Raw genomic sequence first — 13,393 nt, 5'->3', positions numbered from 1 at the left:
TGCTGCTCGGTGTCCAGCTGGAGGTGCTCGACGTCACCGATCACCGGTTCCTCGACGAACCAGGTGCGGGCGCCCTCCTTGGCCCGCTGCACCGCGAACCGCGAGACCAGGTGCTGGGGACGCTGCCAGACCCAGGTCCAGCGCAGGTGCGACAGCACGATCAAGTCGGGTTGGGACCGACGGTCATTCATTTCAAACCTCCAAGGGGATAGGCGGCACGGTCACGGCGGCGCTCGCGAGGTCATCGGGCGGGTCCTGCCACGGCCAGTGCCGCAAGGTGGGTTGCAAGCCGGTCAAGAGGGCATCGCAGGGAGGCTGGAAACGGTACGCCGGAAGGTCTTCGGCGCCGGAGCCGACGACCACCTTCTCCCAGGCCTCGGTGAAGCTGGTTCGCTGCCGGGTCTTGGCGTCGCCGTCGATGCTCACGACCCCGACCGGGTCGACGCGTCCGGCGGTACGTGCCAGCAGCGAGTCCCAGTCGCAGGAGTCGACCTGGGGGAACCAGCAGAAACCGTGCAACGGCACGCCACGATCGAGCGCGAGGTCGTACTGCTCGACCATGTAACGCAGCCAGGAGATCCGGTCCGAGGGCTGGCCGCGCAGGTTCGTCTCGGTCAACATCATCGGCAGCCGGTACCGGTTGTAGTACTGCTCGGCGATCGCCGCGAAACCGACCGGGTTCGGCGAGGGCGCGTGCCCGCCGGCCCCGTCGTAGTACCACTCGGAGTGGCAGTAGTAGTCCAGGCCCACGACATCGACCCGTCGTGGCGGCAGCTCGAGCAGCGGGCCGCCGCCGGCCCGGATGAACTCGGCCAGGAAGGGCCGGTTCGGGTCCAGGTCGTGACCGAGCATCAGGTCCAGGAAGATGTGCCGCCGGTCGTTGGCGAACCGGACGTAGTCCTGGCAGTCCTGGCGGTCCTGGTCACCGGAATGGTGCTCGGCGGTGTCGACCCAGACGTGCCGGGCGTCGGGGAGCAGCTCGGCCCAGCATTCGGCGGCCTGGTTGACGGCCGGCAGCACCGAGCCGGCGAGCCGGACGAACCCGCTCATGCCGCGGTCATACGGGGGCCACAACCCCTCGTGCCCGGCCAGATGGAGCGTGGCGAACGGCTCGTTGAACAGCGTGTACGCCGGCAGCCACGGGTACCGCAGGGCCACCGCCTCGGCGTAGCGGACCAGCGCCGGAGCGAAGCCGGGGTCGCGGAAACCGTCGCGGATCCAGTCCGGATAGCTGGTGTGGTGGACCAGGTCGACGATCGGCACGGCACCGGCCGCCCGCAGGTGCTCGAGCACCCGGTCGGTCTCGGACCAGTCGAAGCGGCCGGGCTCGGTTTCGATCTGCGGCCAGCGCAGCGGGTAGCGCAGGTGCTGGACTCCCGCCGCCAGCAGCTCGTCGAGATCGGTCCGCCAGAGCTGGCAATGCCCGGTGACCTCGAGCAGATCGGTCCGGTACCCCGGCAGGTGGGTACTTTCATAACCTGCCACCACGGTCCGGCCCACAGCGGGGAGGGGTGACAGGTCCGTAGATTCAGAGACAGCTGGATACACCACGGAGCCCCCTACGAAGCAACCAGTCGATCGACCGGTGCTAGTCGTCTACGCGCTGCCAGGTAGGGGCAGCGGAACGGGCTGCTGTTCCAGCTGATGGTTACAGTACCCTGCCGGCCGCACCTTTTGCCACCGATGGTGGGACTGCGCAGACCGCCGAGACCTGCGCCAGCCCGGCCGAGAGTGTTCCGGGTGGGGTGCTCACGGCCGCTGGCGGGCCGCGGCAGAAACCACCGGACGACGCGGTTCAGCCTGCTGGACAAGGGGTGTTGACCCACCCGCTGCGGGGTTTCTACCGCGGCCGGCTGCGCGCGCCGAGGACTGCTACGCCCAGCGATCAGTCCGCGCTGTGAGCCTCTGCCTCCGGAAGCTGATCCGGTCGATCCGGCGTCTGGGAGGAGTCGTGTTTGGTTCCCTCCGGGTCCTCCGTCCGCGCGTCGGAGTCCTCCAGGATGATCTCGGCCTGCCGGTGTGGATCGTCGCTGCCGGCCGCCAACTCCTCTGGACCGAGATGCGCCCGCGCCTCGACGCGGCTCTCGTCGGGGTACTCAGTCATGGCGCCAGGCTACCGCCAGACACCCGCTGGCGACGGCCCGCCGCGTGCTGTGAGCCGACAGCCCACACTGGGCACCGGCCGGCCGGTTTGCCAGAATGGCTGGTGCCGCCCGGTGAGGTGCGGCGAGCGAAGCGGAGGTCAGCCATGTTCGGCAGCTACCGGGAGTTCTTTCCTTACTACGTCGCCATGCACTCCAAGCCGCTGACCCGCAAGTTGCATTTCGCGGGCACCGTCACGGGACTGGCACTGGCCGTGCTGGGGCTGCTCACCGGCCGGCGCCGGCTGATCGCCGCGCTGCCGGTGCTCGGGTACGGCACGGCGTGGCCGGCCCACTGGCTGGTCGAGGGCAACAACCCGGCAAGCTTCGGCCACCCGTTGTGGTCGTTGCGCGGCGACTTCCAGATGATCCGGATGATGTTCGGCGGTCGCGACCACGAATTGACCATCATCGCCAAGGATTGGCTGTTCGAGCATCCCGAACACCGCACCGCCTCGAACTGGACCGAGCCCGCCGTCCGGCTGGTGGCCTGAGCCGGGTACTCCCGGCGGGGGCGCAAGACGCTCGGTCGGCGTGAGCCTCGTTACCAGCGGGACGGGCCGCTGATCTCGCGGACCGCGGGCCGGACGTCGGCCAGGTAGACCGAGCTGACGATGATGCCGATGTAGGCAAGCAGGTTGGTGACGTCCTGTAACAAGGCGACCGGTGCCACCGCTACCGCGGTCAGCAGGATCCAGGTCGGTTTGGTGAGCTTGCCGGCAGCCGGAAACGCTGGTGCCTTGCGGGTGATGCAGTCGACCAACGCCCAGAGCTGCAAGGCCAGCACTCCCAGGAACAGCACCAGGAGCAGGCCGTTCTCGATGTTGTTGATGGTCTGCACGCTTACCAGCCTAATCCACGGCGAAGAGCTGTGCCCCAGCCCGAAATGAATCAGGGCCGGGGCACAACACCTATCGGGACGCGGCTGCCGGGCAAGGCTGCCCGGGCCATGGGCTCAGGCCTTGTTGGCCGGTGCCTTACGGGCATTGCCGGTCGCCTTACGGGCGGTGCCGGTCGCCTTGCGGGCGGTGGCGGTCGCCTTGCGGGCGGTGCCGGTCGCCTTGGCAGCCGGCGCCTTGCCAGCGCTGCCGGTCGTCTTGGCAGCCGAGGCCTTGCGAGTACCCGCCTTGCGAGTGGCGGCCGTGGCCGGGGTGTCCCCGGTGGACTTGCGGCCGGTCGAGGTGCGGCCGGTCGAGGTGCCGCGGTCGGTGGCGGCGGTCCGCTTGGTCGCGGTGCCGCTGGCGGCCGCCGAGGTGGTGCCGGACGCCGCCCGGGTACCGGTGGTGCGCCGGCGGCCGGTGCCCGACGTGCGCGCCTGCTGCGAGGCAGGCTCGCCGAGGTCGGCCTCCTTGATGGCGTCGACGGCCGAGTCCAGGTACGGAACGACCTCGGAGCGGACCGAGCCGAGCACCGGCGCCAGCCGGGCCTGCAGTGCCGAGGAGCCCTCGTCCAGGTTGCCGAGCACCCTGGTGACCCGCGAGTCGTTGCGCAGCTCGGCCAGCCGGGTCTCGCCGCGAGCGGTCAGCTTGCCGAAGACCTGCTTGGCGTTGCTGAGGTAAACGGTGGTGATGCTGGCCGCGGTCACCGACAGCGCAGGCAGCGCCCTGACCGTGCCCACGCCGGTGTCGAGGCGGTCACGCAGCTCGGCGATGCGGGCCAGGGCCTCGTCCTGGGTCTTGCTGATCAGCGACCTGCCGGTGTCCTGCACCTTGGCGACGTTCTCGGCAGCATCGGCCGGAAGCGTCTCGACCCGCTTGCTGACCAGGTCGGCCTGCTTGGTCACGGTGGCGGCTACCAGGTCAGCGACGCCGAGGGCGGCGAACACCGGCTTCGGCGCGTCGGCGGCAAGCCGCTTGTTGGTGGTGCTCACCATCGCACCTGCCTGGCTCAGCACGTTCTTGCCCTGCTCCAGCGCCAGGTCGGCGTAGGCACGGACATCAGTGGCGATCGACATGCAGTCACTCCTTCTCAGTTGCCGCGTCGGCGGCGTTCGGCCGTGCCGCGGGTGTCGGGTCGAGCCCGGCGGCGTGGTTCTCACGGCGGAAAGATTCATAGACCTCGACGAGGACGTTCTTCTGGCGCTCGGTCAGCCCCTGGTCGGCCAGGATGGCCGCGACCAGGTCCGATCCGGCCGGCCGGTCCTCCAGGATGCCGGCCCGGACATAGAGCTGCTCGGCCGAGATGCGCAGCCCCTTGGCGATCTGCTGCAGGATCTCCGCGCTGGGCCTGCGCAGCCCACGCTCCACCTGCGACAGGTAGGGATTGGACACCCCGGCCAGCTTGGACAGCTGGCGCAGGGACACCTGGGCCTGCTGGCGTTGCTCGCGGATGAAGTCGCCGATGGTGCCGACGCCGATGAGTGGCGCCTTGGCGGCTGTCTCCTTGATCCCGTCCACGTTCACCGCTCCAGCCTGCCTGCGGGTGCTAGCAATTGCAAGCGGGCTGCTAGCAGTGTGGGGCGGCTCATACACAGCCGCGGCGCTTCTAGATGTCGCCAGGTTCAGTAGGGCGTTCTGCCCCCGGTCGCCGATGCCTCCCGCCGAGGCCGTCCGCGCTAATCTCGGCAGAGCTGAACCCACAGCCACCTTTCGAGCACACGGGCGAGGCAGCGCAGGGATCCATCCCGCCCGGGTAAGGCCGATGATGCTGAGCTGGCAGATGAACCGCACCTTGGAGGACCTGGTTGGCCGGATCGAGCGAACCACCGCGCTGGATCCGGTCGCCGACCGGCTGGCCGGGTTAGTGTCCAAGCGACTGAGCGCCTCCACCTCGCTGCGCAACGTGCTGAGCGGCACCGCCGGCGGCCATCCGCTGCACCCGATGCTGGTGGTCGTGCCGATCGGATCCTGGCTCGGCGCCAGTTACCTGGACCTGACCGGTGGCAAGGCAGGCCAGGCCGCGGCCACCAACCTGGTCGGGCTGGGCATTGCCTCGGCGGTGCCGGCAGCGCTGGCCGGCGCCAACGACTGGGCCGACACCCGGCTCGCCGAGCGCCGGGTGGGCTTCGTGCATGCGGTGGGCAACCAGGTCGGGCTGGTCCTCTACACCGGCAGCTGGTTCGCCCGCCGCCGGCAGCGCCACGCCTTGGGGGTGGCGCTGGCAGCGGCCGGCGGTCTGATGCTGGGGGTGACCGGCTGGTTGGGTGGGCACCTGAGCTACGCCCGCGGCGTCGGTGTCGACACCACCGCCTTCGACCGCGCGTCCGAGGAGTGGACCGACGTGCTGGCCGAAGCCGACCTGGTCGACGAGCAGCCGACCCTGGTCTACGACGGCAAGCTGCCGGTGCTGCTGGTGCGTACCGGCGGCCAGCTCTACGCCATCGCCGACCGGTGCACCCACCGTGGCGGCCCGCTGCACGAGGGCCCGTTCAGCGACGGCTGCATCGTCTGCCCGTGGCACGGCAGCAAGTTCCGGGTCAGCGACGGGCAGGTGCTGGCGGGACCCGCGACCCGCGGCCAGCGTGCCTACGAGGTGCGCACCCGCTACGGCTCGATCCAGCTGCGCCACACCGAGGAGGTCGGCTCGCTGCGCAGGGACCCGATCAGCTGACAGCCGCCTCAGCCACCGGTGCGGACCGGACGTTCAGCTCGGCCTGCAATGCCTGGGCGTCATAGGGTGCTCGCACCTTGACATCGTTGTCGAAGTACACGAACACATCGAGGCCCGCGCCGGTCCAGGCCTGGATCCGGTCGGCCCACACCGAGAGTTCGGCCGCGTCGTAGCCACTGGTGTACAGCTCCTGCGCGCCATGGAGCCGGACGTAGACGAAGTCAGCCGTGACGTCGAAGAGCTGCGGCCAGCGACCGGCGGTGTCGGCCACCACCAGGGCCACGCCGAGCTCGCGCAACAACCGCGGAAAGGCCGGCGTTCGGTAACTGTCATGCCGGATCTCCAGCGCGTGCCGCAGCGGCCGGTCCTCCAGCACGCCGGTCCAGGCCCGTCCGGCAAGCCGCTGGTCGTGCTGGCGGGCCAGGTAGGCGGCTTCGCCGGTCGAGGACGGCAGGCTGGTGAAGAAGTCGGTCAGCCGGTCGGCATCGAAGGCCAACGTGGGCGGCAGCTGCCAGAGCAGCGGCCCCAACTTGTCCTGCAGGGCGAGCACGCCGGAGGCGAAGAAGTTCGCCAGTGGCGTCTGGACGTCGCGCAGCTTCTTCATGTGGGTGATGAACCGGCCGCCCTTGACCGAGAACACGAAGTCCGGCGGCGTCTCGGCTGCCCAGCGGTGGTAACTGGCCGGCCGTTGCAGGGCGTAGAACGAGCCGTTGACCTCGATCGAGGAGAGCCGGGAGGCTGCGAAGGCAAGCTCCTGCCGGTGCGGCAGCCCCTTGGGGTAGAAGTCGCCACGCCAGGGTTGGTAGATCCAGCCGGAGATGCCGACCCAGGCGTTCATGACTGCCAACCCATGACTCCAACCTAGGTGCACCGCTGCCGCCTCGCACGCCGCCGCCCGGCGGGCTTGCCGGGCTGGATGTGCGAGGCTGGGCTACCGCCGACGAAGGGAACGCAACGTGGCACAGGCCCAGGAGTCCGGTTCCGACGGCCGGGACGAGTCGGAGGCCGACAGGCTGGACCGCAACTACGGGGAGTTGCTGCAGGAGCTGCGGGTTGCCGAGACCGGTGTGCAGATCCTGTTCGCGTTCATGCTGTCGATCGCGTTCCAGCAGCGTTTCCAGACCCTCGACGATCTGCAGCGGACCATCTACGTGATCACCCTGCTGTTCTGCACGCTGTCCATCGCGCTGCTGGTGGCGCCGGTGGCCTTCCACCGGCTGACGTTCCGGCAGGGCCTGAAGGACGAGCTGGTCAAGATCACCAACCGGCTCGCGCTGGCCGGCACCAGCTTCCTGCTGCTCGCGGTGCTCAGCGGCGTCCTGCTGATCTTCGACTACGTGGTCGGGCGGGGATTCGCCGCGGTGGTGACCACCGTGCTCGCTGTGCTGTTCATCAGCCTGTGGGTCGTCCTGCCGCTCTCCCGCCGGCGCGAGGAGAGCCACTCCGGCGGCTGAGCTGCCCCGAGAACGGCTCGGCTAGCGGTAGGGGTGGCGGGTCAGCGCGGAATGCACCATGTTCGTCAGCGTCACGATGTCGAAGACCGGCAGCCCGAGGCGCTGCTGAATGGCGTGCGCGAACGGAACCAGGTCGGTGCACTCGATCACCAGGGCACCGAGGTCCGGATTGGCCCGGGCCAGCTCCTCGACCTGATGGAGCACCTCGGCCTGCAGCCGCTGCACGTCGAGCTCCACCCGCCGGCCTTCGAGCATCACCTCGCGGAACTCGGTCGATGACTCCATGCCGGTGATGCAGACCGGCACGTCCTGGGCCCCGATGGCCGCCAGGTGCCGGGGCGTCAGCGAGGGCTGCTTGGCCACCAGCAACCCCACCTTCCGGTCGGCGGCCAGCATCCGGTGCACCATCGGCAGCTGGGTCAGGCTGGAGGCGAACAGCGGCACGGTGACCGCGTCGGCCAGCTGCTTCTGGAACAGCACCAGGAAGCCGCACCCGGTGGTGATGGCGGCAGCCCCGCGCGCCTGCAGTTTCCGCGCGGCCTGGCAGAACGGCTCGATCAGGCTCGGGTCGGCCTGGGTCACCACCCGCTCGGCGGTGGCGCCTTCGACCACCTCGTAGATCACCGGGTAGTCGAAGGTGCTCGGATTGCGGATGTGGCCGGGGATCTTGGTGAAGATGGTCTCCAGGCCGATCACCCCGATCGGCGCCTCGGCCAGCCGGGTCCCCGCTCCGGCGGTCACCGGGGGCCTCCGGCGGCCGGGCTGCCGGCCTGCGGGGCAGGATGCCGCCGTGCTCCGGCGACCCGCAGCCTGGCGTTCCGGGGCCGCAGCCAGGACGGCGCGGCGCTGTAGCGATCGAGCCGGAACGGCGCCAGGTCCATCGCCGGCGTGCTGCCGCCGAGCAGCTGGGCGACCAGCTGGCCGCCCACCGGGGTCAGGCCCATGCCGTTGTGCCCGTGGCCGGCCGCCACGGTGACGTTGTCATAGGCCGGCGCGCGCCCGATGAACGGCAGGCTGTCCGGGGTGCACGGCCGCAGCCCGGCCCACACCTGCAGCACCTCGGTGCCCTCCAGCGCGGGCAGGTGCGCCTGCACGGTACGCAGCACCCGCGCGACCCGCCGAGCCGCGATCGAGCTGTCCATGCCGGCCAGCACCATGTCGCCTCCGTATCGCAGCTGGTCACCGAACGGCCGCACCGCCACCGTCCCCTCCACCAGCAGTACCAGGCCGCGCGGTGCGTTGTCAGGCCTGCGCACCGTGACGGTGTATCCCCGGACCGGTTGCAGCTCCAACTCCAGGTCCAGCATCCGAGCCAGCGTCGCCGACCAGCTGCCCGCCGCGACCACGACCTCGCGCGGGCGGAAGTCGCCGAGGTTGGTGCGCACGCCCACCGCCGTGCGGCCGGACAGTTCGAAGCCCTCCACCGTGCAGTCCTCGACCAGGTCGACGCCCATCTCGGTCAGCGTCCGAGCCAACGAGACGACGAAGTTGGGCACTCGGAGAAAGCCGCCGCCCTCGTTGTACAGCGCGCCCGCGATGTCGAACTCGGTATCCGGTTCCAGCTCCCGCAGCTCCTCGGGTTCCAGGACGCGCAGCCGGATCCCGCTGGCAACCGCCCGCGGCAGCGCCCGGCGTGCCCGGGCGAAGGCGTCGGCTGTCTTGTAGGCCTGCACGACGCCGGTCGGGACGAAGTCGGGATGCGGCAGGTCGCTGACCCGCAACTCGTGCAGGATCTCCAGGCTGCGCCGCTTGAACTCCATCATCAGGGCAGCGCTGCGCTGGACCTGCTCGGGGCTGCCCGCCCGGTGCAGCTGCCACAACCAGTGCAGCCGCCGGCGGTCCAGGGTCGGCGGCAGGGCCAGCCGGTCGTCCGGGCGCAGCACCGAGAACAGCCCGTGCCGCAGCACGCCCGGGCCCGCCAGCGGAACGCCCCCGTTGGCCACGAACCCCGTGTTGCCGGATGAGCAGGCAACCGGGTCGCCCACGGCGTTGCGGTCCAGCACGGTGACGGTGTGGCCGGCGAGCCGCAGGAAGTACGCGCACCACAGCCCCGCGACACCGCCGCCGATCACCAGCACGTCCGGCTCGTAGCACGAACCGGACGGGCTGGACGGGCTGGACAGCGCCCCGTCTGGCACGGCCCGGCCTACAAGGTCACCAGGAAGAAGGTGAACGGCAGGTTCAGCACGACCCGCTCGTAGATCTCGGCCTTCACCGCGATGCCGGGTTCGCTGAACGTTCCCGCTGGGGCCTCGGCGAAGCGGATCGTCGAGCGGCCGGCGTCGAAGAGTTCGGCTCCATGGCCGAAGTCGCCGACCAGCGCCGTCCCGGGCTCCACCAGCCGGGTGCGGACGATGAAGACGCCGTTGCGCTCCAGGGTGTCGATCAGCTGGCTGGTCTCGAGGTAGCGGTAGTAGTCCACCGGGTTGAGGACCAGGCCGTCAGCCGTGCACCCCATCTGCTCGACCTCGTCGCAGGCAGCCAGGATGGTCGAGCTGAACGGCGCCTTGGACGTCAGGCGGGTGACGCCCGGCATGCCGAGCAGGCCGGTCTCGCCACACAGGATGGTGTAGTTCTCGGCGGTGGAGAGCCGCAGCACCAGCCGGGAGTTGATGAATGCCTCGAAGGCCACCGGGTCCTCCCACAGGCCGTCGGGCAGCTGCACCCACGCCGTGGTGGTCAGCAGCTCCGGCACCGGCGACATGTGGAAATGGTTGGCCAGCTCACGCCGTTCCCTGCCGTGCGGGACCTCGGGGTCATCGGGCCGGGCGGTGGTCTCGTGGTAGTAGAACCGGCGGTCCTCGGCCGACAGGTTGACGATCTTGAACATGTTGCGGGTCGGGTAGCGGGGCTTGCGCCGATGGCTGGACACCGAGTCGGTGATCGTGACGTCGAATTCCACCGCGGCGTCCAGGCCGTCCTTCTGGTAGGCCTCGACGAACCGTCCGCCCGGCGACATCTGCGTCTTGCGGTCGGCGACCACGTCGGCGAGGGTCCGCTTGACCTCACTGGGGCCAGGGATTGCCATGTCTGCCTTTCGGTAGCGAGAAGTTCCTTGGACGGGCGTCAGCCGGCGTTGGCCAGCTTGCGGGCGACGAAGATCCCCCAGCCGAACTCACCGCGGTCGATCGCGAGTTCGATCTCACCACAGGACTCGGCGAAGGCCAGCATCCAGTCGCGGGCGGCCGGATCGTCGGTCTCGGCGGCCCGCTCGGTTGCCGCCTTGCCGATCACCCGGTAGGTCTGGCGGATCTGCGGTTCCAGGTTGCGAGCGTGGGTGACCACGAAGCCTGCTTCCTCCAGGGCCTGCTGGTAGCCGAGGAAGGAGTAGCCGCTGTTCCAGCGCACCCGGTCATAGACGTGCTTGCGGCCGCGCTCGCTGATGTCGGGTCTGGGCTGCAGGAAGTCGGAGAACGCGAAGACGCCGCCGGGCTGCAGCACCCGGAACACCTCGGCGTGGGTGCGCGGCTTGTCCGGGATCAGGAACATCGCGTCCTGGCTGACCACGTGGGTGAAGGTGTTGTCGGCGTACGGCATCGCGGTGGCCGAGCCATGGGTGAAGTTGAGATCGAGCCCGGCCCGGTCACCGGTCAGCTGTTGCTGGGCGAAGTTGATCCGCTCGATGCTCAGGTCCAGGCCCTCGCCGCGGCAGCCGAAGCGCTGCGCCAGGTAGAACAGGAACGGGCCGCATCCGCACCCGACGTCGAGCACGTAGGACGCGGCGTTGATGGCGGCCTCGGTGGCCACGACGTCCGAGGTCCGCTCGGCCGCCGCTCGGTAGTCGTGGTCGTACTCGCCGTTGAAGTAGCCGGTGTGCAGCACGCCCTCGCTGTCCCAGAAGTTCAGATAGGTCTGGGTGGTCTGGTCGAAGAAGCTCTCGACGTCCTGCTCGGTGAAGGACTGGCGGGTGGTCATGATCTCCCTTTCAGGGCGGGCTGTTGGCTTCAAAGCTCAGGTGAAGGTGAAGGTGCCGGGCGCGGTGCCGGTCAGGTGCGGCAGGTCGGGTCCCACCGCGCTGGCCCCGCCGTCGATGAGGTGGACCGCGCCGGTGACGAACGACGCGCGTTCGCTGGCGAGGAACGCGGCAACCGCCCCGACCTCCTCGGGTTCGGCCAGCCGGCCCAGCGCCGAATGCGCTCCGATCGCTGCCAGGGTGGCCTTGATGTCGGCGCCGTCGGGAGTCATCCGGGCCGCGGCCCGCTCCATCGGCGGGGTGCGCACCGACCCCGGCGCCAGCACGTTGACGGTGATGCCGTCCGGGCCGAGGTCGGCGGCCAGGCCCTGGGCCAGCCGCAGCACCGCGGCCCGGGTGACCCCGGACAGGGTCAGCGGCGCGATCGGGGCGACGGCGGTTTCCGACGCCACGAACAGCAGCCGGCCCCAGCCCGCGGCCCGCAGGTGCGGCACCGCCGCCAGCGCCAGGGTGACCGCCGGGTAGAGCACCTTCTCCACGGCGGCCTGATAGTCACTCGGCTGGAACCGGGTGGCCGGACCGATCGGCGGGCTGCTGCCGCTGACCAGCAGGATGTGCAGCGCGCCGAACTCGGCGGCCACCTCGTCCACCCAGCGGCGGGCGGCCTCGGAGTCGGTCAGTTCCACCGTGGCGCCGGTGATCCGGCCACCGGGGGCGACGTCGCGCAGCCCGCGGACGGCCGCCTGCAGCCGGTCGGCGTCCCGGGCCGCGATCGCCACGTGCGCGCCCTCCCGGGCGAGTTCGGTGGCCACCGCCAAACCGATCCCGCTCGAGCCGCCGGCAATCAGCGCAACCTTGTTCTCAAGACCCAGATCCAACGCTGCCGTCCTCCAATCCTGACTTCGCCGGGCTTGCCACCGCCGCCGCCGTGACCGCCGGCTGAGGGCGGGCCAGCAGGCCGGCAGGGTGCCGGTAGCCGTAGCGCCAGGACATCGGCCAGGACACCAGCATGGCGGCCAGCCGTGCCCTGCGGGGCAGCCCGCGCTTCCACGAGTCGTCGGTGGGCCGGATGACGGTGGCGCCGGTGCGGAACCGGTCCGGGTTGCCGGTCACGGTGTGGTTGGTGTGCAGCTCCACCGTCTGGCCGTTCACCGGATTGTCTTGCGGGTCGGCGCCGCAGCGTCGCAACAGGTCAGCCACCGTCGCGGCCGGGTTCGCGATGAAGTCCTCGTAGCGCAGGAACATCGACTGCCCCGGATAGCGGCGCAGGAGCGCCCGCGAGGCAATGTTGAAACCGCGCCAGTACGCGGTGCTCTTGCTCGCCGACATCGTGTAGACGTAGTCCTTGGGTGAGCGCCAGGAGTTCGCGACGGCGACCGGATCGCGGACCAGGTGCACGAACACCGGCCGGATCCCTTCCAGTCGCGGCAGCAGCGCCGCCTCGCCGGGGATCTTGGTGGTGTCGACCAGGACCCGGGCGCCGGTGCGCTCGGCGATCGCCCGGTAGGTGTCGGTCATCAGCTGCGCATGCTGGCGCAGGCCCTCGGTGTCGATGCCGCGCTTCATGATCCGCCAGGTGTGGCGGGTCCGGGCATAGCCCTGCTGCCGGGCGATCACGATGTCGGCGTACTCGGCCAGTGACATCCCCTCCGGGCGGCCCACCGGCAGGATCTGCGACCAGATCGGGCACTCGGCCAGCACCGCGCCGCAGCCGCACAGGCTGTTGGCGCCGCGTCCGGCCGAGTTCTTCCACAGGAAGTGCAGCTCGCCGACATGGAAGAAGCCGGGAACCTCGTTCAGGATGTTGCCCAGGATGGTGCTGCCGTTGCGGCACCATCCGGTGATGCACAGGACGGTGATGTCCGAGTCCTCCACTGGCTGCCCCATCCTGTCCTCGCTAGGCCACCGTCACGGGCTGATCGCTCGGCTCGGCGATCAGCATGGCCATCACCGCGGCCACCCCGGCGCAGCAGGCGCCGACCACGAAGACGGCCTCGTATCCCAAGGCGCCGGCGATCACGCCGCCCAGGGGGCCCCAGACTGCCACGCCCAGGTCCCAGAAGGAGGTGTATGCCCCGAGCGCCGCACCCTGCTGGCTCTTGTCCGTACGGTTCATCACCATCAACGCCAGCGACGGGTGCAGCAGGGAGAACCCCACGCCCATCACCAGGCTGCCGAGAAGGGCGACCGGCAGGTTCGGGGCGACGGCGATGATCAGCAGCCCGACCGCCTCGCAGATCGCGCACGCGGTGGCCACCGGCCGCGGACCGTACTTGTCGGGCAGCCGCCCGATGAACAGCCGGGTGCCGGCGTAGACCAGGCTGAAACAGCTGAGC

16 protein-coding genes and 1 pseudogene are annotated in these 13,393 nt (G+C 70.1%); 3 read left to right on the top strand and 14 right to left on the bottom strand.

Features of this window, described 5'->3' with window-relative positions; translation table 11 throughout:
- The 3 genes and pseudogenes from VF542_RS18985 to VF542_RS18975 form a co-directional block, all read right to left on the bottom strand.
- A pseudogene (locus VF542_RS18985) lies at positions 1–191 on the bottom strand (hypothetical protein); the annotation flags it as partial.
- Position 192: 1 nt separating this feature from the next.
- The gene (locus VF542_RS18980) at positions 193–1,485 is read right to left on the bottom strand and encodes a family 1 glycosylhydrolase (protein WP_408653264.1); all 1,293 of its coding nucleotides are present in this window, start codon (positions 1,483–1,485) and stop codon (positions 193–195) included.
- Between the two features lie 400 nt (positions 1,486–1,885).
- Positions 1,886–2,104: a hypothetical protein gene (locus tag VF542_RS18975; protein ID WP_408653263.1), complete on the bottom strand. Its 219-nt coding sequence runs from the start codon at positions 2,102–2,104 to the stop codon at positions 1,886–1,888.
- Between the two features lie 144 nt (positions 2,105–2,248).
- Between VF542_RS18975 and VF542_RS18970 the strand changes: the two genes are divergently transcribed.
- Positions 2,249–2,635: an Mpo1-like protein gene (locus tag VF542_RS18970; protein WP_408653262.1), complete on the top strand. Its 387-nt coding sequence runs from the start codon at positions 2,249–2,251 to the stop codon at positions 2,633–2,635.
- 50 nt (positions 2,636–2,685) lie between these two features.
- On the opposite strand, the gene VF542_RS18965 is transcribed toward VF542_RS18970, so the two are convergent.
- The 3 genes from VF542_RS18965 to VF542_RS18955 form a co-directional block, all read right to left on the bottom strand.
- Positions 2,686–2,982 carry a DUF2516 family protein gene (locus VF542_RS18965; protein WP_408653261.1) on the bottom strand — a complete coding sequence of 99 codons (297 nt, stop codon included), beginning with the start codon at positions 2,980–2,982 and terminating at the stop codon, positions 2,686–2,688.
- Between the two features lie 114 nt (positions 2,983–3,096).
- Positions 3,097–4,095, bottom strand: coding sequence for a hypothetical protein (locus VF542_RS18960; protein ID WP_408653260.1), 999 nt, complete (start codon positions 4,093–4,095; stop codon positions 3,097–3,099).
- A 4-nt stretch (positions 4,096–4,099) separates the two neighbouring features.
- Positions 4,100–4,543, bottom strand: coding sequence for a helix-turn-helix domain-containing protein (locus tag VF542_RS18955; RefSeq protein WP_408653259.1), 444 nt, complete (start codon positions 4,541–4,543; stop codon positions 4,100–4,102).
- Between the two features lie 256 nt (positions 4,544–4,799).
- On the opposite strand from VF542_RS18955, the gene VF542_RS18950 reads away from it, so the two are divergent.
- Positions 4,800–5,690 (top strand): Rieske 2Fe-2S domain-containing protein, encoded by an 891-nt coding sequence (locus tag VF542_RS18950; protein ID WP_408653258.1) that lies wholly within the window; start codon positions 4,800–4,802, stop codon positions 5,688–5,690.
- Here VF542_RS18950 and VF542_RS18945 read toward each other — a convergent pair.
- Positions 5,683–6,528, bottom strand: a complete 846-nt coding sequence (locus VF542_RS18945; RefSeq protein WP_408653257.1) for a DUF72 domain-containing protein — start codon at positions 6,526–6,528, stop codon at positions 5,683–5,685. The two genes, VF542_RS18950 and VF542_RS18945, sit on opposite strands and share 8 nt — an antisense overlap.
- Before the next feature lie 118 nt (positions 6,529–6,646).
- On the opposite strand from VF542_RS18945, the gene VF542_RS18940 reads away from it, so the two are divergent.
- Complete coding sequence (locus tag VF542_RS18940) at positions 6,647–7,144, top strand: DUF6328 family protein (protein ID WP_408653256.1); 498 nt, start codon at positions 6,647–6,649, stop codon at positions 7,142–7,144.
- 21 nt (positions 7,145–7,165) lie between these two features.
- On the opposite strand, the gene VF542_RS18935 is transcribed toward VF542_RS18940, so the two are convergent.
- The 7 genes from VF542_RS18935 to VF542_RS18905 form a co-directional block, all read right to left on the bottom strand.
- Complete coding sequence (locus VF542_RS18935; RefSeq protein WP_408653255.1) at positions 7,166–7,885, bottom strand: aspartate/glutamate racemase family protein; 720 nt, start codon at positions 7,883–7,885, stop codon at positions 7,166–7,168.
- Positions 7,882–9,282 carry an NAD(P)/FAD-dependent oxidoreductase gene (locus VF542_RS18930; RefSeq protein ID WP_408653254.1) on the bottom strand — a complete coding sequence of 467 codons (1,401 nt, stop codon included), beginning with the start codon at positions 9,280–9,282 and terminating at the stop codon, positions 7,882–7,884. Before VF542_RS18930 ends, VF542_RS18935 begins: the two co-directional genes overlap by 4 nt.
- Before the next feature lie 8 nt (positions 9,283–9,290).
- A complete protein-coding gene (locus VF542_RS18925; RefSeq protein ID WP_408653253.1) occupies positions 9,291–10,172 on the bottom strand; it encodes a family 3 encapsulin nanocompartment shell protein in 882 nt (293 codons plus the stop codon).
- Between the two features lie 38 nt (positions 10,173–10,210).
- The gene (locus VF542_RS18920; protein ID WP_408653252.1) at positions 10,211–11,059 is read right to left on the bottom strand and encodes a class I SAM-dependent methyltransferase; all 849 of its coding nucleotides are present in this window, start codon (positions 11,057–11,059) and stop codon (positions 10,211–10,213) included.
- Between the two features lie 36 nt (positions 11,060–11,095).
- Complete coding sequence (locus VF542_RS18915) at positions 11,096–11,935, bottom strand: SDR family NAD(P)-dependent oxidoreductase (protein WP_408653251.1); 840 nt, start codon at positions 11,933–11,935, stop codon at positions 11,096–11,098.
- A complete protein-coding gene (locus VF542_RS18910; RefSeq protein ID WP_408653250.1) occupies positions 11,919–12,944 on the bottom strand; it encodes a sulfotransferase family protein in 1,026 nt (341 codons plus the stop codon). Before VF542_RS18910 ends, VF542_RS18915 begins: the two co-directional genes overlap by 17 nt.
- 10 nt (positions 12,945–12,954) lie before the next feature.
- Positions 12,955–13,393: MFS transporter (locus VF542_RS18905; RefSeq protein ID WP_408653249.1), on the bottom strand; the 439-nt coding region annotated here is incomplete at its 5' end.

Source organism: Jatrophihabitans sp., from assembly GCF_036389215.1.
Taxonomy (GTDB): Bacteria; Actinomycetota; Actinomycetes; order Mycobacteriales; family Jatrophihabitantaceae; genus Jatrophihabitans_A.
This window is presented reverse-complemented; position numbering and strand designations above follow the sequence as displayed.